At 58.5% G+C, this 20,186-nt stretch carries 20 protein-coding genes; 17 read left to right on the top strand and 3 right to left on the bottom strand.

Going from position 1 to position 20,186, the window contains the following annotated elements:
- Positions 1–54: 54 nt before the first annotated feature.
- The 4 genes from L0U80_RS30845 to L0U80_RS30860 are packed head-to-tail and all read left to right on the top strand — an operon-like array spanning position 55 to position 2,215.
- The gene (locus tag L0U80_RS30845) at positions 55–684 is read left to right on the top strand and encodes a hypothetical protein (RefSeq protein WP_233875068.1); all 630 of its coding nucleotides are present in this window, start codon (positions 55–57) and stop codon (positions 682–684) included.
- A gap of 52 nt (positions 685–736) precedes the next feature.
- Positions 737–1,060, top strand: a complete 324-nt coding sequence (locus tag L0U80_RS30850) for a hypothetical protein (protein WP_233875069.1) — start codon at positions 737–739, stop codon at positions 1,058–1,060.
- A gap of 31 nt (positions 1,061–1,091) precedes the next feature.
- Positions 1,092–1,538, top strand: coding sequence for a hypothetical protein (locus tag L0U80_RS30855; RefSeq protein ID WP_233875070.1), 447 nt, complete (start codon positions 1,092–1,094; stop codon positions 1,536–1,538).
- Positions 1,535–2,215 (top strand): hypothetical protein, encoded by a 681-nt coding sequence (locus L0U80_RS30860; protein ID WP_233875071.1) that lies wholly within the window; start codon positions 1,535–1,537, stop codon positions 2,213–2,215. Before L0U80_RS30855 ends, L0U80_RS30860 begins: the two co-directional genes overlap by 4 nt.
- A 121-nt stretch (positions 2,216–2,336) precedes the next feature.
- Here the strand turns inward: L0U80_RS30860 and L0U80_RS30865 are convergent, their stop codons facing one another.
- Positions 2,337–2,576 (bottom strand): hypothetical protein, encoded by a 240-nt coding sequence (locus L0U80_RS30865; RefSeq protein ID WP_233875072.1) that lies wholly within the window; start codon positions 2,574–2,576, stop codon positions 2,337–2,339.
- Here L0U80_RS30865 and L0U80_RS30870 point away from each other — a divergent pair.
- From L0U80_RS30870 to L0U80_RS30905, 8 genes are all read left to right on the top strand, one after another.
- Positions 2,575–3,189 carry a hypothetical protein gene (locus tag L0U80_RS30870; RefSeq protein WP_233875073.1) on the top strand — a complete coding sequence of 205 codons (615 nt, stop codon included), beginning with the start codon at positions 2,575–2,577 and terminating at the stop codon, positions 3,187–3,189. The genes L0U80_RS30865 and L0U80_RS30870 overlap by 2 nt on opposite strands.
- On the top strand, positions 3,146–4,294 hold the full coding sequence (locus tag L0U80_RS30875; RefSeq protein ID WP_233875074.1) for a hypothetical protein: 1,149 nt from the start codon (positions 3,146–3,148) through the stop codon (positions 4,292–4,294). The genes L0U80_RS30870 and L0U80_RS30875 overlap by 44 nt, the downstream gene beginning before the upstream one ends.
- Positions 4,294–5,199 (top strand): hypothetical protein, encoded by a 906-nt coding sequence (locus tag L0U80_RS30880; protein WP_233875076.1) that lies wholly within the window; start codon positions 4,294–4,296, stop codon positions 5,197–5,199. The genes L0U80_RS30875 and L0U80_RS30880 overlap by 1 nt, the downstream gene beginning before the upstream one ends.
- 87 nt (positions 5,200–5,286) lie before the next feature.
- Positions 5,287–5,973, top strand: a complete 687-nt coding sequence (locus L0U80_RS30885) for a hypothetical protein (RefSeq protein ID WP_233875077.1) — start codon at positions 5,287–5,289, stop codon at positions 5,971–5,973.
- A gap of 205 nt (positions 5,974–6,178) precedes the next feature.
- A complete protein-coding gene (locus L0U80_RS30890) occupies positions 6,179–7,744 on the top strand; it encodes a hypothetical protein (protein WP_233875078.1) in 1,566 nt (521 codons plus the stop codon).
- 3 nt (positions 7,745–7,747) lie between these two features.
- Positions 7,748–9,238 carry a hypothetical protein gene (locus tag L0U80_RS30895; protein WP_233875080.1) on the top strand — a complete coding sequence of 497 codons (1,491 nt, stop codon included), beginning with the start codon at positions 7,748–7,750 and terminating at the stop codon, positions 9,236–9,238.
- Between the two features lie 72 nt (positions 9,239–9,310).
- Complete coding sequence (locus L0U80_RS30900; RefSeq protein ID WP_233875081.1) at positions 9,311–10,657, top strand: hypothetical protein; 1,347 nt, start codon at positions 9,311–9,313, stop codon at positions 10,655–10,657.
- Positions 10,658–10,735: 78 nt separating this feature from the next.
- Positions 10,736–10,990, top strand: coding sequence for a hypothetical protein (locus L0U80_RS30905; RefSeq protein ID WP_233875083.1), 255 nt, complete (start codon positions 10,736–10,738; stop codon positions 10,988–10,990).
- A gap of 110 nt (positions 10,991–11,100) precedes the next feature.
- Here the strand turns inward: L0U80_RS30905 and L0U80_RS30910 are convergent, their stop codons facing one another.
- Positions 11,101–11,487: a hypothetical protein gene (locus L0U80_RS30910; RefSeq protein WP_233875084.1), complete on the bottom strand. Its 387-nt coding sequence runs from the start codon at positions 11,485–11,487 to the stop codon at positions 11,101–11,103.
- 118 nt (positions 11,488–11,605) lie between these two features.
- Here L0U80_RS30910 and L0U80_RS30915 point away from each other — a divergent pair, with 118 nt between their 5' ends.
- The 5 genes from L0U80_RS30915 (at position 11,606) to L0U80_RS30935 (ending at position 18,809) form a co-directional block, all read left to right on the top strand.
- Positions 11,606–13,888 (top strand): hypothetical protein, encoded by a 2,283-nt coding sequence (locus tag L0U80_RS30915; RefSeq protein WP_233875085.1) that lies wholly within the window; start codon positions 11,606–11,608, stop codon positions 13,886–13,888.
- Complete coding sequence (locus L0U80_RS30920; RefSeq protein ID WP_233875086.1) at positions 13,885–15,885, top strand: hypothetical protein; 2,001 nt, start codon at positions 13,885–13,887, stop codon at positions 15,883–15,885. Before L0U80_RS30915 ends, L0U80_RS30920 begins: the two co-directional genes overlap by 4 nt.
- A 123-nt stretch (positions 15,886–16,008) precedes the next feature.
- The gene (locus tag L0U80_RS30925) at positions 16,009–17,487 is read left to right on the top strand and encodes a DEAD/DEAH box helicase (protein ID WP_233875087.1); all 1,479 of its coding nucleotides are present in this window, start codon (positions 16,009–16,011) and stop codon (positions 17,485–17,487) included.
- A gap of 147 nt (positions 17,488–17,634) precedes the next feature.
- A complete protein-coding gene (locus L0U80_RS30930; RefSeq protein WP_233875088.1) occupies positions 17,635–18,198 on the top strand; it encodes a DUF4262 domain-containing protein in 564 nt (187 codons plus the stop codon).
- A complete protein-coding gene (locus tag L0U80_RS30935) occupies positions 18,198–18,809 on the top strand; it encodes a hypothetical protein (protein WP_233875089.1) in 612 nt (203 codons plus the stop codon). Before L0U80_RS30930 ends, L0U80_RS30935 begins: the two co-directional genes overlap by 1 nt.
- Here L0U80_RS30935 and L0U80_RS30940 read toward each other — a convergent pair.
- On the bottom strand, positions 18,790–20,055 hold the full coding sequence (locus tag L0U80_RS30940; RefSeq protein WP_233875090.1) for a Replication protein O: 1,266 nt from the start codon (positions 20,053–20,055) through the stop codon (positions 18,790–18,792). The two genes, L0U80_RS30935 and L0U80_RS30940, sit on opposite strands and share 20 nt — an antisense overlap.
- Positions 20,056–20,186: the final 131 nt, after the last annotated feature.

The raw sequence follows: 20,186 nt of genomic DNA on the forward strand, positions 1-20,186 counted from the left end.
TCCATCAATCAAGGAAGAATTTACCATGTCTGAATGTTATGCCCGGAGGCATCCATGATGCTCACCGCCGCTGGCGAAAGTGATTTTGATGCGCTCGTTTATGGCACCAGCCAGCATCCTGGCACCGTCGCCTATCTCCAGAAACAGCTGGAGCCTTTCCGTGGCGCATTGAGCAGCGGGCTGACCGAATTCGGGCGGCAGTTCGTAAGCTCCGCGCGCAACCTCTACGAATCACTCAACGGCTCCGAAGCCATGCGGCTCGCGCGTGCGGCCGTGCGGCGTGTTGACAGCCTCTTCATGAGCGACACGATCCAGACGATCTGGGACATCGGAAGGCTTCAGAACGCGCCCCTGACCATGCAGCGCTGGATCATGGCCGAGCCCGAAACCCGCAGGCTCTATCACCAGCAACGTTGCGATGGCTACTCGGACACGTATGTCGACATGGACCCCGGCATGACTGGCGAGGACCACTACGACTGGCGCCGTATATACGACGGCGTGGCGCAGGTAACGGCCGACGGCCAGGTGGTATTCGAACAGTACTGGGATCCCCTCAGGGAAGGCGACCGGCATCTGGAACTCGACGAGCAAAGCGACATCATCGATACCCACGAGTTCGCCCGTGCCTACGCGCTCGCTGGCAAGGAAGACCACACGAGCAAGGAGGGCGGCATGCTGTAGCCGCCTGTCCGCTATCCGGGAGAGCGCCCGCACTCTCCCGGGCAAGGAGTCAATGATGAACTTCGATGAAATCCAGACCCCCAACGACCTGCACGAATGGGCCCGGGACTGGGCAGCAAGTGACAGTGCCTTCGAGCAGCTGGAGGGCTACCTGGAATGCATTTTCCGGCAGCTCGGCGGCGGCGACCATCCGGAAATCACGTTCCGCCGTTCTGCCGGCGTGATGCGTCTGCCCTCTGGCGAGGCGCTGGCAGTCTACTTTCTCCGGTTCAACGAGATCGCGTTCGTGCTCGCTCGCGACTGGCAGAGCGGCAGGTATTACGAGTTGCACGATGTTGATGAGCTTTTTGCAGAGCGAGCGCCAACGCTGCATTAGCCCGGTTCCCCTCCACTGATCGCTGTCCGCCATGACCACGCCCGCTCCGACACTCTCGACGGCCGGCTGGATCGTTTCGCCCCAGCAAAAGGCCGACAGGCTGATGGCCTGGCTCTACGAGAGCCAGGCCAACCAGTCGTATGTCTTCAACGGCAATGTGACCAGCCTGCAATACCTTATCGCGAAGAACGCAGGCAACATTCCCGCCACCTGCACGGCACTGCAGACCGCGCTGACCTCCTTTTTTTCGCGCTACTACGACCTCGCTAGCGTGCAGGTGGCCAGTGATGATGTACTCAACGGTAACGAGAGCAGCCTGATCACGCTCTACGTCTATGCGGAGCTCACCGAAGATGGCGTCGTGTATCCGCTCAACAGCCTGATCGAACTGTCCAGTTCGAAGCTGGTGCGTGTGCTGGCACTGAACAACGCTGGCGCGAGCGCTGCACAGACTGTGCTTCAGGGTCTCGCATCATGAACACACCTACCGACGGCGACAGCAAGGACCCGGAAGATGTACCACCGGTTGCTGCCTACGGCGATCCGCATCGTACTGGTGCTGATGATGGCAACGGTGGCGATGGCCCATTGCGGCCCGATGCGCCCATGCCCGGCTGGATCGAGAGTTTTGGCCGCAAGATCGAGCGCGCGATTCACAACGCCATGGTGTTCGAACAGCACGAGTACCTGGAGCATCGGCGATTGCCACACACCGTGCGGACCTGGGAGATCAAGACCGTGCCGTGGCTGCTCGAGGACGGCTACATCCTCGCGCTGACCGAATTCCCCATCGCGACAGAAACCTGCTGCGTCGTCGCCTTTACTCCGGTCTATGCCGATGGGCGTACGGCGATGGCGCGCGAAACCGCTGCCGAAGCAATGGCGCTGGAAGTCGTGGATTACGAGGTGTTCGCGTATCAGGAACGTAGTCGCACCGCGTACGAGAACACCCGCATGATCCTTGGTCCACCCTACATCGCCGAACTCAAACGTCAAGCCTTTGCGCTGGAGCTGCAGTACATCCAGTTTTTCTACTTCACGCAGTTCGTACCGAAAGTGCGTGAAGCCTTCGAGGACCCCAACGGCTATCTTGAGCTCTTCCTCGCACGCGCGAAACAGGCCTTCCAGTCAAGTTGCGCACAACCTCATCCTTAAATGGAGAACTGATTTGAATTTCCGGTTTAGCTCGATACTGGCGTCCATTGTCGACGCCTTCGAAGCCCGCTTTTCCACGCAGAGTGGTCGCACGCGTCGCTCGGCCGCCAGGATCGCATCGCTAATCGATGAAGGTGTTCATCCTGCCATGATCGCGCGCGTGATGACCGATAACTCTCGCAAAAATGACCCTGATAATCCGGTCGTCTTCACCGCGGAAGATGTACGGGCGATAGCGAGAATCCACAACAGCGGTCATCTTGAGACGGCACTCGAACAGGCAAAGCAGCGATCCGGACAGCCCCACGCACCAGATCGTGACGACCAGCCCTCCCGTTGAGTGTCCGTTCAGAACCATCATGAAACCAGCCATCGAATCCCCTGCCCCACAACGTCCTCCTGGAGCCGACCCGGGCAACTACATCAACATGGTCGCACGATCTCTCGACGAGATCTCAAGCCAGGATGTGGCGAAGCTGCCCGAAGACCAGTTTGTGCATGTCTTCCTGCCACTGCTCGCTGGCGACCCCGAATTGCCGTATCCCGTCACCATGGCCGACTGGATCTCGATTGCCGGCGCTCCCTGCAAGCCGGTCGATGTCTTTGACAATGCCACGGGCCAGACGCTGTTTCGCGTACCTCCCGTCTTCGATTATCACGGCATCAATCCCGTCCGCGATATCCATAACAGGGCCGCCGGCCAGGGCGCCTTCACCGACATCATCGCCACCGCCGCGACTCTCGCAGGTCTGCATCCGAACCAGGCAAAAGCCTTTGTCGAGCAATCGCTGCGTCAGCGGGCGAATTTCATGAACAACACCGCCGCACTCGTGCCCCACGTGCTCGAGTGGAATGCCATTCTCAGGCGCTACGGCCGTGAGCCCCTGTACGCCGAATTTGAAAGGGCGCTCAGCAAGGCGCTTGCAGCCCGTGCGCGAGACCCAACTCCCCCCGACACGTATGAGGACTTCTGATATCCATCTTGCGGTTGCCAGCGACATCCATCTCGGCAACCGGCGCACGCCTACCCGCGGCATCCTGCGCAACCTGCGGGCCGCCTTCCCCGATAACGAGGAAACGGCGCAGCTGGACCTGATCTGCCTGGCAGGCGATGTCTTTGACACCCTCTTCTCGCTCAACGATGAAGATGTGCCGGAAATTGACTTCTGGATCCGCGACCTGCTGATGCTGTGCAAAAAGCACGACATCATCCTGTACGTGCTCGAGGGGACACGCAGTCATGACTGGGAGCAGTCGAAGCGCTTCGTCACGATCAACGAGATTGCTGGCATCAATGCGAAGCTGCGGTATGTCAACAGGATCAGCATCGAGTATGAGCCGTCGCTCGACCTCTGGATCGGCTTCGTGCCCGACGAGGCCACACCCGACACTGCGAGGACGCTCAGCGAGTTCCAGAGCCTCATGAAGGCGAAAGGCATCGAAAAGGTCGACCTGAATTTCATGCACGGCCACTTCGAGTTCCAGCTTCCGGCCGCTGCCCGCGTACCCAAACACGATTCAGCCGCGTGGCTCGCGATCACGCGCTCCCTGCTCTTCATCGGCCACAACCACCGGCATTCGTCCTTTGAACGCATCTACGCGCAGGGTTCATTCGATCGTTATTCGCACGGTCACGAAGAGCCCAAGGGCCATCTGCGGGCGATCCTGCATGCGTCGGGCGATCACGAAGTCGTCTTTGTGGAGAACACGGGCGCCCGTCTCTACATCACGATCGACTGCACGGACCTTTCCGTGCAAGCTGCGTTGCGGGCAATCGAGGAACGTGCCCGCACCATGCCTGAACACTCCGCTGTTCGCATCGAGGCGAATGCCGATCATCCGCTGCTCGCCGACATGGATGCACTCATCCGCCTTTATCCGTTCTTCAGCTGGAGCAAGAACCCAATCCAACCCGACGAGCAGGACCGGCCGATATACAACGACGATCCCGAAGTATTCGAACCCGTGACCATTCATGCCGGGAATATCCTGCAACTGCTCACCGAACGCATGATTGCTTCGGGCGTGAGTGCAACGGTGCTGGCCGTCGCGCAACAGAAAATCCAGGAAGTGATGTGATGTCCACAATTGCAGGTCTGACTGCCCGCACGATGGGCTACTTTCCCCTTTCGGTGGGCACGTCGCTCGCGCTGGAAGGCGCGCTCGGCATCCACCCTGATCACCAGGAGTCCCCCGCGCCGATACTGCGCTACGAAGAACTCTGGTGCAATCTCAAGACGCTCTTTCGCAACTGCATGGGTGCGCTGGACAAGACGACTGCCAGCACCGCGCAACCCGACGAACTGGCCTGGACGTTGCAGGAAGAAATCGACCAGCTTGCGAGTCTCGTGGCCGAAGCCACCCACAACCGATGTCGGACCGTGTATTACGTGAGCAAATACGCGGGGCTCGCGCAAAGATATCCGTTCGCCACCTTGCGGATGGATTCGACTGCGCGTCAGAAGCAGTATGCAGCGATCCAGACCGACGCGATCGCACAGTTGCTGAACGCGTCCGGCGACCAACAGAAACAGGATCAACAAGAGGATGAACTGCGGCGCGGTCGGATTTCGGTCTTTGATCTGAAGCTCAAACCGGTCACCTCCGCACGCAGTCCACCACCAAAGGTGCTTCTGCTCAGTCACTACCCCTACGACCTCTTTTCCGCGAAGCGCTTCAGGGATATGGCGCTACTCGAGTCACACACCGGGCGATTGAAGGAAAAAGCGCTCTGGCACACGAAATACGCCCAGGGTCGCGAGCTCGCGATGATCCCCTTTCGCGAAGACCTTATCCAGGTGTTTGGCGACTCCGAACTCTTCGCTCCCATGCGTCTGGAAGTTCGACGCGAGCTCCTGCAGATCGCACAGAAAATGCAGTGGAACCCCACGACCACGTACGAGCGTATTGCGCTCGGAGTGGATCTCATGAAGAACCCCTATGCCCGCGACGTGCTGAAGAAAATCGTCTCCAGCCGTTACTAGAAGGCAAAGATCCCGCAATGAAATTTTTATTGATCGCGACCATGTTGTGTCATGCGACCGTGACTGTCCAACCGCAGAGGAATAACCATGCCTGAAAATCGCAAGACGCGCAGCAAGACCATACTAGACAGCCGTCGGCTCGCGCTTTCCGCACCCATTACAGGAAAAACCGGCGAAGGCGGAAAAAAGATCTGGTCATCGCTGACCGTCTCCGTATTCAACAATCTGCCCTGCATCACCGTCTTTACCAACGATCCCGACGATCAGAAGAACGAGAACGGCGTCATCCGGGCGGTTGTTGACCCCATCGAATTCAGCGCCGTGCTGATCGATTTCGAGCGTGTCATTGCCGGTCCCGACAGCAAGGAAAACAAACGGCAGCTCTGCAATGTCGAACGGGACCGCAGCAATACACCCCAGGGTGAGAAGCCCGCGGTACGTTCCGCATTCTGTTATGGCAAGGACGAGGACGGCATCGCCTGGGTTGCCCTTTCGGCGCGCGGCCGCCCCAATATCCGTTTCGATTTCGGTTACAGCCGCTACCACTACCTGCAGCACAAAAGTGGCGAACAGGTCAGCAAATCCGAAGCATCCCAGCTATTTGCCCTTGGCTGGATACACCTCGTTCGTACGTTCGTAACGGACCTGATGAGAACGGAGTATGAACATCCACAGGCGCAGAACGAAGGCGGCGAAAAGAATAACAGGGGCCGGAATTCACCAACGGCAAAGTCGCACTATTCTGAAATTGAGGAGGACGACATTCCCTATTAGCGGACCATCACAACCGGTTCGACAGGCTCCCCCGTCTTCCGTATTTCCCGCAGAGATTCCTCTACGTCATCGTGGCACGCAGGTCGGCCAGAATTGGCTGACCTGCCCTATTTCCCCAGTAAAAGCAGCCCGATGAAACGAAACGGATCTGGGTGACATATCACTATCTTGCTGAAATGCCTGGCGCGTTCTAGGGAGATAGAAATTGAAGCTGCGAATCAGCAAAATCGGCCTGACTGAAAACAATCGAACCGAGATTGCTCTCGAGCATGACGGAAAAACGATTGAATGGAACATTACCGAATTCAAGAACATCGTCAAGAATCTCGACTACGACGTCTTTGAGCAGATCAACCAGTACTGGGCGAGGATGCCATCCGCGAAACAGGATGAAGCATATCGCGTGTATGACGAAATCCGTGACGTGTTCCGCGAGTGCTACGAAACGCACACGCTGATACGGCGGCTGCAGGGGCTCGTCGTCGCGCTTTGCGAGCTCCATCCCCTCGAAGATATCCGGCACTGGATTTCCTTTGCCAGCAATCTGCGATGCCCGGATGACGTGAAGGATGAGTTTGTCGAGTACGTCATGCCCGGCACGCGCAGCGGCACTTATCTACGTGACGAATATGAATGGCTTGTCGCATTGTCGATCGCGTTGCGGGTGATTTTTCCCGTCTGGGGAGAGTTCATCGCGCGCATCCGCGCGGAGGTTCCCACAGGGTGGAAGGAGTTCTATGCCTGGCAGCTGCTCTCCCCCACCGCGCTCGGACAGAGTAGTGCCATGGAACGGCTGCAAGGCTACGTCAAGTACTGGTCGCGCGCCGGCGCTGGCCGACACGACGTAGAGAAGTCCGCGCACGTCTTCAAGGGTATCAGCACCGAGGACTATCCAACGCTACTCATGGCGCTGGTGCTTGTGCGCAAGCTCACCGTTGCCGATGTGCGGGGCCTCGACACGTCGTCGAACCTTGTTTCCTGCGTATTCACCTTCATCCGGCACAAGACACGACCAGGCTCGGAGGGAGGCTTCAACGCGATCATCAAGGAGAAAAAAGAAACCGAAACATATGGTCAGGACATCGAAAACCAGCAATCACGTCTCGAAGCGTGCAAGGAGAAGATGCCGATCGCCGACGGCAAGATTGCGCCCATCCGCTACTACGCGCGCGACATGCGCCATATCGCGCGACAGATTGCACCAGACATGCCACCCGAGTATCTGGAGATGTCTTTTGATTCCGTGAAGGCACTCGAACATATCCGGGAACGCAAGGTGCAGATGGTCCTCACCATGTATGTCCTTCAGTACCGCAAGCAGTTACAGGCCCGCGCCCTCTTTCATCTTCCACGCGCGTCATTGCTGCAGGCGATCGCCGTCGCCCAGGCGGTGTACTGGCACAGGGGCTATCGCGAACTCGCCGCGCTCGTGAGTGCGCTTCCCGTATCCGACGCTGACGTCGTGTATCTCGGCAGCCTGGAGGCGCGCTCAAAAATCCCGGTCACCATGATCTCGGAACTGGAACGACTGTTTCCCTTCCGCCGCATACCTGGTGGCAAACAGAAATCAGGCCGCGTGCAGACCAGCGCTGAAGACGCGATTGACCGCGTCGTGAGCCAGCTCGGCGAAACCGGCTGGCGCCTGACACTTCCCTCTGAATGGGTGGCCGAGCTCACCCGCAATCCACGCGAGCGGCACTACGCCGTGCCCGGCAACATCCGAATCCAACTCGCGCAACTCACCATTGCGCTTGCATCAAGGAGCTTCTAAGTGATGGACATCCCCACCCGCATCGTCGTAAGACGATTGATCATCGAAGAAACCGGCACCTACAACACGCAGTTCATGCGCCCCTATGACAACACACTCCAGGGACCTGCGCTGAATGCCGTATGCGAAGCATTGCATGGCGAAAGTCGATATACCCCATCGCGGCTTGCCGGTGTCGCCAACCAGATCGTCTCGCCCTCCGCAGATCCGGAAAAACCGATCAACATCGTGAACGGCTGGAGCACCCCACGCTGCCGCTATCTGATGGAAGTTGAATCGCACAGCATGGGCGGCGCCGTGTCGGTCGCGAACGTGCTCGGCTGGACCAGTCACATGGGCATCATCAACGGGAGCGGTCGCAATATCGACCCCAACATGGAGTTCTATGTGAACTCCGTGGTCCAGATTCGCGAGTACTTCGAAACCACACCGGTTGGCAACCAGCTCCATACCAGCGTCGCGGAGAATTCGCATGTGCTCGTCGATCCGACGTACTTCGACGCGTACGTCAAGGAAAAGACCACGAGCATGCGGCCCGAGGACATGTACGCGACGATGAGCCTGAACCATCTGAATGGTTTGGGTGAAACGCTCGATACACGCACTACGCTCACGCGCGTGCCGGTGGCCTCGAGCCGGACCAATTCCATTTCGGCGTTCTACACGGCAAATGTGCTGGACAACTACAAAAAGGCCGCAGACAGCAACAATTTTGGTCTGCAGCCCGAAACCGAGTTGCTGGACTCCGCCCGTGGATACGCCCAGGAGAGTGTGCTTGCGCTGAATCCGTTCTTCCGCGCGATGCAGGAGTATCGCGACGGCATGCTCACCAACTTCTTCACGTGGAGCGATCTGTGCCGGCTCGATCCGGACGTGATCAACAAGGTGGAGGCTCGACGCCTCGCGGCCAGCAACCTGGTGCATCGGGTCAGCAGCGGCATGTCCGCGGACTGGAACGCCTCCAACCGGCTCACGCAGATCGCCACGATTCTTGCGCAGTCGGTTCCCGCCCTGATGTCCGTGCTCACGCTGACCAAACTCGCCTTTACCGCGACCAACCAGGAGGTGTTCGCTTCAAATTCACCCAGCGGTATCGATGGCTTCTCATCCATCACATTCGTTCCGAGCGACGCCCGGAGTTTTTCGAAGCGTGATCTTTCGCAGCTCGTCGACCAGTTCAGGGTCAATCTGGAACACATGATCCTGAACGATGTATCGATGCACAACCAGATTGCCTTCTACCTGCAGATGAAGGTCGATCTGCTGGGAGAAACCTGGATCAATATCGGACTCGATGGCAAGCCACCAATTACGTACGTCACGCCAAGTTTCGCAGATGCGTTGATGGTGCCAGTGGTCACGACCAGGACCCAGCTGAGCCAGCGCCTGTCCGGCGACTTCCACGAAATCTGCACGAGCATCGCGAACTACGATGGCACGCCCGGCAATACGCCGCCACCGCCGTCCCAGAAGTCGCGCTTTGGGCTCATCTGAATCAGGCACGACCTGAACCTGAAACCCTGACATCCCCGGAGGGGGACCATGCAAATGGTCCCGATTCAATTCATGACACCAACCCTGCTCGAAGTCTATCGGCAATTGCTGAAGACGGCGAACCTCACCGTCACGCCGGACAACATGATTTCCGGCAAAATTCTCGCCGAGACAGAGCCCGTTCTCGTCGAGGGAAAGCGCCTTGTGCTGCCCACCGATGAGTTTCAGGCGGCAGACAAGTCGGATATCGTGCTCTTTCATCCGCTGAGCGAAACAATCACGCGCGGTGGCTCGCCCGTACTCGAGAAGTTCCGGTCGCTCCTGCTCTACCGGTTCAATGAACTCGCGTGCGGTCACATCCGCATGCTGCTGCGCATCGCGGCCGACAAGGACAGCCACAAGCACCTCACTCCGGATCAGTCCGAGTTTCTCTCGCTCGTAACACGTGCCGATTCGAAAACGCAGAAGCTCGCTGACAAGGTGCTCGACGCCATGGAAGTGGGGCAGACTGCGCGCCAGATCGTGTCGATCTTCCTGAAGAAAACCGGTTCGGTCGGCGGAAAGCGTCACAAGCGGGTGGGCGTCGTGAGTTTTCCGCTCTATGAGGAGCTCAAGAAGCCAGAGCATTCCATCTGGGGGATTGCGTGCTCCGGTAAGGACAAGGAAACGCTCACCGCGCTGCTGGAGTTCGTGTTTCCGCAGATCGGTGAAGCGGGAGCCTATAACCGGGGTTCGGACTCGGAGATCGCACCGAATCTCGATGCGTTGATGCAGGCGTCGCTGGGCATCATCCAGGCGCTCAACGACATCACCGAAACGTTTGAAAGCCAGATCAGCACGCCCGAAGTTCCTGCCAGCGAACATCTGATCGAGGCGGACTGGCAGGAAGCGTTCCGCAACCTTGGCGCAATGCAGGTCGAAATCTGGCGCACGCCCCCGCAGGCAGGTAACGAAGGCGTGCCCTGGGACGAGCTGGAGGCGGCAGAGGCCCGCACCCAGGTCTCCCAGCCGGCAAGCGCTGCATCGCCCGGCGTCCACGTCCCGCCGGCACGCGTGCCACCTGATGAGGCAGTGGCGCGACCCGCATCATTCGCGCAGCGCCCGAATCAGAGTCAGCCCCAGGGTCAGGCCACGGAGGACAGGGAGCTTGTCTATACGAACCACGGCCTGGACTTCAGTTCCGTGGTCCGTGCCAATCCGGCGCTCGCCAGCGCGGGCATGCCCGGTCAGGTTCAACCACCGCCACCGCCGCAAACCTCCAGGTGGGCGCAGAACGCCACCCTTGCGCTGAACCACCAGTCGATGTATCCGGGCACATGGCCGGGGAGTCCGGGCGGAGGTACAGCAGGCAACTGGGATTCGCCGGGTGGGCCTGCGCCTTACAGTGGCCGACCCGGCACTCGGCGCGGACTGATCTGAGCAGACAACCCAGACGGAGAAGTGCGCGATCGCTTCTCCACTGTCCCTTCCGCGATTCATGAATAAAAAGGATTACTAATGGCGAAAATACTCAACAAGGATCAGGCCGAGGCCGTCTATTCGGCGATGGTCGCGCTGAACAACGTCTGGGCGCAGGTGCACGTACGCATCAAGCTGGACAAACACGCTTATCTGCATGTACGCGAACAGCATGAAGGACATGTAGACGTGTTTATCGGCGATCAAACTGGAAAACACCGTAGCGGCACGTCGGAGCGTCACGACGACCAGGATGCGTTTTCATCTGCCTACGGCCTGAGCACGGGCGCCTGATTGACGCGGCAGATGGGCAGAGGACGCGTCCGCCCGAAGGTCTCTTCGGGCGGACGCGTCAATATCGATTGAACGTTTGACGGATTTTTTTTGCTGACATGAGCCCTTTTTCACGCAGTCATGACGCCACTGGTCATGTAGGCCGAGCGGATCTGCTCGATCACATTCTGCGGTGGTAGAAGCAGGAGCGATGCACTCGCGCCGAACTCCGTCGGGTCGGTGTAGTTGTTCATCCGCATGGCTACCCAATGATACTGGGGCGGGATGCCTATATTCTGGAGGAATCCGAACAGATCATTTTCGAATGCCCAGTCCGAATCCTGCGCTGCTACCACGATGAGCTGGGTTGACGGATGCGTTCTGAGAAAGCCCATGTGATCTTCAAGAACCCGACGAAACGCATCCGTGAAATAGACGGGAGGCCCCGGATTGAACATCAGGCTTCCCACCGGGGCAACGCGTGAGATCGAGGCGGCGGAGGTGTTCGACGCAGCCATGATGCAGTTCCTTACGAAAAACGGTTGAGACCTATATCACCCATCTGGAAGGTGCCTGGGCGACAGGCCTGGCCGCCTTCCGCTGCTGGTCGGTGAAAGCGTTTTTTGAGAGGTATCCATGAACGATCTGAGTGAGCCGCTTCCCATATCGGAACCGGGAGTACGCGCGCTACGTGAAGAACCCAATGAGCTCCACATGGAGCTGCTCAATGTCCTGAGTCTCAATCCGTGGGACGGCAATGACAGCGCGGTGCGCAAGCAGATGTTTGCTTCACACCTGGGCCAGATGCTGACTTTCCGAGGTGCTACCGAGCGCTACTGCCAGACTGGAGCGGAGCGGGAGTTCGCGAAGTACACCTTCTCGACCCGGGTGCCGGTCGACTGCCAGGTGATCCGGGTCATTGACCGCTACCGGGTAACGCTTGGGGCAGATTCCGTGATTCAAAAGCGTGAGGACAATCCCCACACGCTCATCATTTACGAGGACGTCAATACCAACGAGATTGGTTGTCTTGATATCCAGACTCACACGTCTTATCACACACATTTCGGGTTCCGCAATGTTGTCAAGCCAGCGCTTTCCCGTCTCAATCCCGGCGACTGGTTGAGCGCGGGCACGATTCTGACTGATTCACCCTCGGTCACGGAGACCGGTGGCTACAAATATGGTCGGGAATGCAACGTCGCCTTCATGACCCACCCAGCGACATCCGAGGACGGAATTCTCGTTTCATCGGATCTCGTCAAGGAATTCGTCTTTAATAAATTTGAGACCCGGGTGGTGGAATTTGGTCACCGGTACTTTCCCCTGAACCTCTATGGTGATGCCGACCACTTCAAGGCGTTCCCGGATATCGGCGACTACGTACGCCCTGACGGGCTGCTCATGGCGCTGCGCTCCTATGACCGTGATCCCCTGAGCTACGATCGCGAACTCGCGATCGTTGAGCAGGGCATCCATGACCTCATGGAGCCCGACCATGTGTTCGACCGACTCACCTACGCAGGCACAGGCCGCGGCCGGGTCATCGACATTCGCGTGCATCACGACCGGCAGGCAAGCGTCTTCCCGACACCGCGTGGAATGGAAGAGCAGGCCGCGCGCTATGACGCGGCATTGCACGACTTCTACGAAGAGATCGTAAAGGAATACCGGCGCCTCGAGCGCGAGCGCGGCAGGGAATACCTGCGTCTTACACCCGAATTCCATCGACTGGTTGTGGAGGCGCTTGCGGCCACAACGCAGACGAAGGAGCGCGTATTCAAGCTCTATCGCAATGCGCCGGTTGACGACTGGCGTATCGAGTTTGTGATCGAGTATGAGGTCACGCCGACCACCGGATTCAAGGTGACCGATACCCACGGCGGCAAGGGCGTCATCTGCAAGGTCGTACCACCTGAAATGATGCCTGTCGACGCAGATGGCAATCGCGCCAGCATGGTCGTCGCACCGAACTCCATTGTCTCGCGCGAGAACCCCGGCCGGGCCGCTGAACTCTACATCAACGCGTATTCACGTGACGTCGTCAAGCAGATCTGCACGTGGCTCGGTGTTCAGCCTGGCGAACCCAACACACTGGCGAAGATCCGCACCGTCGAATCGGACGACCCCGCGCTCTTTCAGCAGTGCGTAGATTACCTGATCGGCTACTGCGAAATCGTCGTTCCGAAAATGGCTCAGTGGTTCAGACCAGACCCTGGCGTTCCTGAAGAGATGCAGTATCAGCGTCCTTTCGCCGAACATCTGGCAAATGTCGTTGCTGCAGGCATGCTCTATCTTCACTACCCGCCTGACAATCCGCGCTCGGCGGCAGATATCGTCCGGTTGCTGGAGCGAAGCCAGTACAGATCGACCTACGGGCCTGTCACCTACACAGGCAATTCCGGGCGCCGGGTCACAACAAAATTGCCCGTTCGCGTGGGCAGCATGTACATCATCCTGCTCGAGAAGATCGCCGACGACGGGACTGTCGTGTCATCGGGCAAGACCCAGCACTTTGGCGTCCTGTCGCCGGTCACCAACGTCGACAAATACGCCCTGCCCTACCGCCCGCAGTCAATCCGCGCATTCGGTGAAGCGGAGATGCGGCTCATTGCGGCCTATTGCGGACCTCGTGCTGTCGCTGAAATCGTCGACCGCAACAATAGCCGCGAAACCCACCAGGCCATCCTGGATTCGATCCTTTGCGCAGAGAACCCTTCCGACATTGACTGCGCGGTGGATCGCTCGGTGATTGCCTACGGCAACAACCGCCCGCGACAACTCGTCAATCACCTGCTTGCCTGCATGGGGATGGAGTTTGTCTACACGCCCCACGTACCGGACTGGCCTGGCCGCGCTCCGGTGCCGCCACATGATGGATCCGGCGAGTGTAACGTCGTCAGCGAGGAAACATCATGAGGCGCATTTCCGCCAGAACGCTGCTGGGTTACAGCACAGAAGCCCTCTGGGGCATGCTTCATGGGCCTTTCCGCCTGGTGTTCGATGATGGTGAACTGGAAGTCGATCACCGCTCGACGCTGTACAGCAGTTACGGATGGGACCTGCTCAGGGAGTATCCCGCGACCCCGGTGCTCATGAGACACCACGTTACGCATGTCCTGAATGGCCGGCGTCTCGACACCGGCACGCATCTGAAGCTGCTCGCCAACGTAGCCTGGGACGTACTCGACGCCTACGAGTCCGAGCCCGTTGTCACGATCGACCGGATCGGGCGTCGCACCTATGAGATCGTCAACGCGATGTACAACGATCTGTCGTTGCGGCTCGAAGAATATGTCGTCTCATTCGACATCTCCGACTTCGTTCATGTGGTCGATCATCCGGGCGTCGTCGAAGCGAAGAAGCCGGTCTATGCAGTGCCGCTCGACAAGGTCACCGACCGGCTGCTTGAGCAGTCCTATTCGGAGGTGGGGAAGATCATACGCGAAGATCCCGCACTCGATCGCAACCCGATCGTCATCGCTGCGCGCTCAGGGACCGTGCGGTTTGAACAGCTGCTCGAGTGCGTCGCATTTCGCGGGAAGATCACCGACATCGATTCGAACCAGTTCGAGCTCCCGGTGCTGCCTAACTACACCGAGGGCATCCGCAGTTTCCGGGATTCACTCGTTGAGTCGAGGTCCGCAGCCAAGTCGCTATTCTTCGCGGCTGCGCCGTTGCAGGACACCGAGTATTTTTCCAGGCGCCTGCAGCTGATGTCCATGAACATCCAGCGGCTGCACCGTGGCGATTGCGGCACGAGCGAGTACTCACACTGGATGGTCCGCAAGGATGATCTTCCTCAGCTCGCCGGTATGAACTACCTGGAGGAGCCGTCCGGCAAACTCAGGTTCATCCGCAAACACGATATGCATCTTGTCGGCAAGACGATCCGGTTGCGCACGGTTCTGCATTGCGCGCACCCGGATCCAGCTGGCGTGTGTTCCACCTGTTTCGGAGAACTATCTAAATCAGTGCCGGAAGGCACAAACATCGGTCACCTGTGCTGCATGCTGCTCACGGAAAAGTCGTCGCAGTCGGTGCTCGCAGTCAAGCACCTCGACAGAACCGCATCAATCGAGCCAGCCGTACTACGCGAAGCTGACCGCCAGTTCCTGCGACTGGGTTCCGATGAAAACTCGTACCTGCTGGCTGCGCGGATAAATACCCGGCTGAAGAGCCAGCCAGTCAAGCTCATCATTCCAGGAGACACCATACCCAATATCAACGACATCTTCGAAATCGGCAACGTCGAGAATCTGAACATCGCGCGGTTCTCGCAAGTCGAGCGTATCAGCATCGTGCTCGGAGAGATCGGCATCGCCACAGGTCCGGATATTCCGACCCGTGCCGGCCAGCGCGTTGCATCGATCACGCACGAGCTTATGCAGCATATCAGGAAGGTCGGCCTGACAAGCGACGACAAGGGCAACCATGTCATCGACATGCAGGGCTGGAACGGATCGTGGCCGATCCTCGCTCTGCCGCTGAAGCATTTCAGTATGGCAGACCACTCCAAGGACATCGCGAAGCTGCTCGAGTCGAGCGTCGGCATGATGCAGAAACGCGACAAGAAGACGAAACCCGATGACGCACTCGTCGAGCTCTTCGATCTCGTCAACAGCAAGCTCGATGTGAACCTGACCATCCTCGCGATGGTGCTCAGGCAGGCCATGATCGTTTCGGCCGAGACGCTCGACTACAGCCTGCCAAAGCCGTGGACCAGTGCAGGGCTCGGCGTCATGTCGCTGTCGATGAAGTATCGCTCACTGGCGGCCGCGATGGCGTTCGAACATCACCGGGAAGTGCTGACCGATCCCGTGAGTTTCGTCCATACGCGGCGGATGGATCACCCATTCGACGTGTTCCTTTCCCCTCGCGAAATTCTTCAGCCCGAGCTGCAGCTCGCGGGCTGAAGAAGTCCGCTTTTCCCGGGTGTCGGCGCAGAGACCGACACCCGCATCTTCATACTGATTTTTGGCCCAGTCATGGCGGAACTACGTCTATCCATACGTTCGCATCATTTCGTGGTGGACCACATGTCTCCCCAGGGGCGGGAGGTGGTCGAAAAATTCACGAGGCAGTTTATCCATTATGGTCGCCGGCGTCGTGGGCGCCGGTATGTCGCGGGACAGATCAACGAATATTTCGCGTGGCGCAGGGACCACCGGGAGTGCCGGTTTCACATCAATGTACTTGAGCGATTTGAGACGCATCTCACGGCATGCGGGATCGGGCATGAATCACTGATTGAGCGGGTCGAGGAGCCACTGCCTGTTGCCAGAGAAATCGACCTGCCCATCTTCGACCGATGGACGTTGCGTGATTACCAGGAGCCCGCAGTCGACTACATCACCACGGATGGCAACCCGCGCTCCCGGTTCATCGGCTTGCAGACCGGCAAGGGTAAGGGCATTACAGCCCTCTTCGGAATGAGCCGCCTGCGGCTTCGAACAGTCATCGAAGTGCTGCCGAAGTACATCGAGAAGTGGGTTCTCGAAATCCGGGAGATCTGTAACGTCGAACTGGAAGATGTCATGGTGGTACGCGGTGTGCGACACCTGAAGGCACTGCTGGCGATGGCCGGCTCCGGCACGCTGCATAGCCCGATCATCATCATCAGCAGCAAGACGTTGCAGCGCTGGATCAACGTCTACGAGCGCTATGGTGAGGCCACCCTTGAGATGGGCTACGCCTGTCTGCCCGACCAGCTCATGGGTTGGCTGGGCGCCGGATTTCGTCTGATCGACGAAGTACACGAACACTTCGCGATGCAGTTTCGTTTTGATCTTTATACGCACTGCCAACGGTCGTTGTCGCTGTCGGCCACACTGCTGCACAGCGACGGGTTTCTTAACCGGATGTACGAGATCGCGTACCCAAGTCAAACGCGCTACAAGGGCCCAGCCTACGACCGGTATGTCAGGGTCACTGCCCTCTTCTACCGGTTCCGGCATCCTGAGCGGATTCGTTACCGGGATCCAATCAGCAAGAACTATTCACACCAGCGGTTCGAACTGAGCATCCTCAAGGATCCCGAATTGCTTGCGCGCTACCTCGAACTGATCGATGGCGTAGTCAGGACGAGGTATCTGCACGGTCATGAACAGGGGGAACGGCTCGCCATCTTCTTTACCACGGTAGGCATGTGTACGAAGGCCACCGGGTTCTTCCGCGAGCGCTACCCCAATCTCGATGTGCGGCGTTACATCGAGGAGGACCCTTTCGAGAATGCGATCAAGCCAGACATCCGCAATACCACCCTCCTCTCTGGAGGCACGGCGATCGACATCCCACACCTAACCACAGTCATCCTGACCATCGCGATCAGCAGCCTGCCGGCCAATCTTCAGGTCCTCGGACGGTTGCGCCGGCTCGCAAGCGGGAAGACCCCGGAGTTCATCTACCTGAACTGCATGGACATTCTGCAGCACCGTGCCTATCACGAGCGAAAGGTTGAACTGTTCCGATACCGGGCGTTGCATCACGACACTGAGTACATCCACTCGCCCATCTGAGTCCGACGCGGCTACGCGCGCCGGACTCAGACGATTAATTTCGTAGTCCGAAATTAAATGAAAACAAACTCGGACAGATATCACCATCCCGAAGCGGCAGACAGACGCGCGCTTCTCACCCGCATATCCACAAGGAGAAACATCATCATGCTGACGCTCGCCTATAGTGCGAACCAGATCCGAAGAGTTGAAAATCAGGTGCAGGACTTCTACGCCGATATCAGGGAGCGAATCCGGGCGCACGGCTATATCTGTCTCGATGCTTCGAGCACGATCGCCGATCGTACCGACCAGTTTTTCTTCACGGCCGGAATGACGGAATCGCATCTCCCCGAACTGGTCGTATCGGGAAATATCACGCGGCGCACTGCCCTGCATCTCATCGATCGGGTGGCCCGGGAATTCGCAAAAACGAAAGGACATGCCCCGCTGGGGATTCGCGACGATCTGATGGCCGGTCGTATCGAACTGCGTCTGGTCGCGACACCAGACACCCCGCTGCCTGGCGAGCACGCCGGCATGATGGAGATGCTGGCCGAGCTGTATCCCGGTCGTGCCTGCGTGGTGCAAATCGTCTGGAATGAGGCAGAAACGCAGCAGCTTGCACCGGGCGTTGCTACCGCCCGATGTCGGCAGATTGTGTTTCCGCAATTACCGTTCGTGGCCAACACCGTTTGTGATTCGCATGCATCTGAAGAAGGAGCGCGTTGATGTTGATGTTTAGAACCATGCTTCACAACCAGAAAAGGAATCAGGCAGAGTTCGATCTGATGGAAGGCCAGCTCACGAAACTGCTGGAAACGTCGGGCGAAGCAGACCGGCGGCAGGAGGGCATCCGGGAGTTGCGCAACGTGGCGACGCTTAAGCGAGGTGATACTGAATCCCGCTATGTTGCGGCACAGCAATGCGCCCGTGTGATCTGGTGGCTCAACCGGGCAATCTGGCGGGCTGAGGACGCTTGCAGTCTGGTGTATGGAATCGATCCACCATCCGCACCGCTTGCAGACGATACCCCACTCGCGCATTGTCACGCGCTCGACGGGCGTGTTCTGACAGAGAAATCATCCGAGGTCAATGATGCGTGGGTGCTGCTGGAAGCTCTTCTTGCGCACATGGAGAACGAGGTCCAAGAAGCGGCTGCAAAACCTGAGTCCCTTGCCTGTGAGATTAGTCCTGCCGATTTTCTCAACTGGTGCGAGGACGAGGGCGTCGACACGAGCTACCTGAGACTCATCCGTACGCTGGTCGGCGCCGGCAACGGCAAGCTTGTGGGGCGTCTTCCCCTGGCAGATGTCCAGATCTTCAAACCGGGGAAGCAATGAACCTGGCAGTTTCACCCCGGGGCTGGATGGATTCCAGCCCCACCTTTCCTGCTTTATTTTTTTGGCCCGACAACGCGGCCTTCAGCACATCACGAAGAGCTGCGACGTGTTGGCGGTCCTCAGACGTCACAGCGGCCCTCGGTTCGATTCTGGCAACCGGCACCGGGACGTGAGCGCCGCTGTTGACCCCGGTCACTTCGCGGAGACGGCCCGCTGCGAGAGCATCAGCGAAACCTTGCTCCCAGTTCGTTGCCTGACGGTCGACGCCTTCCTCATAGCTGTAGACCGAAAGGTGCTCGCCGGTCGAATCGATCGTGTAGCGGGATTTGCCATCGATGTGTTCGAAGATCTTGCCAGCGTTCTCTTTCGCGCTTTCCTGTGCTTGTGACGCTCGGTTCTTCCGTGCCTCGGCTTCGGCCTTGGCCGCGCTGCGCTGACGCAGCTGGTGCGAAAAGTCCACAGGGTTGCGAAGCAGGGCGCCGAGATAGCAGATCGGGCGCTTGGCCTTCTGGAGGTTCGGCCACGTGACCTCAACGACATCGGAGAGGCGTTTGCGTGCCTCACCCGCCTGGCGCATGAGTTTGAAAATCAGGAAATCAGAAAAACCCAGACCGCGCAGACGCTGGAGATCCGCGGGTACGTTTCCTGATTGTCTTTTTTGAAAAGAATCTGGGGAAAGATCTTCTTGTATACGGTCTGCCAGATTGGCACACGGGGAATCTTGCTGGGGTTCAGCCGAAGCGTAGTCCGCCTTCTCCGCAGCGTCATTGCCCGCTTCGGCACTTTTGGCGCGTGCCGAAGCCCGGCCTGTAAGCCGACGATCAGGGAGGTCATCGAGGTACCCGAGCAGACGAATCGCCGCCTCGCTCAGATAAAGATACGCACGGTCGAACTGGTTCTCTCGATCACGCAACTGCTCGCCGCGGACGATCAGACCGGCCTCGGCTAGATCCTCGAGACTGCGGTAGAGCGTGCGTTTGGATTGACGAGCACGCTCAGTCAGGCGGTCGCGGCCGATGAAGATCCGGGCGGCAGGTTTCTTTTTGTCGACGGTACGGGCGAGGGCAGCCAGAAGATCGCAGGCGCGACGGGGAAGGCCGGGAATCCGTGCAGCACGATAAGCAGCGCGAAAGATCACCCAGTGGAGGTTGACGTTGTCGCACGTGTACTCGTGCGCAGCGGATTCATCAATTTCCGAGAGATGAGCTTCACCCTCGCCTGCAACTGAGAGTTGCGCGATAGACATGTCGAGCAGTCCATTTTCAGAAAATGGATTGAAAACGCTTGACTGGCTATCTCACTGCGCTACACTCCGATCTTGTCAGTCGATCTTTCCAGTTTCCAGCTGGAGAGTGTAGTGAGCGAAGGTTTCCAGCC

The sequence above is a fragment of the Paraburkholderia adhaesiva genome (genome assembly GCF_021390575.1).
Taxonomy (GTDB): Bacteria; Pseudomonadota; Gammaproteobacteria; order Burkholderiales; family Burkholderiaceae; genus Paraburkholderia; species Paraburkholderia adhaesiva.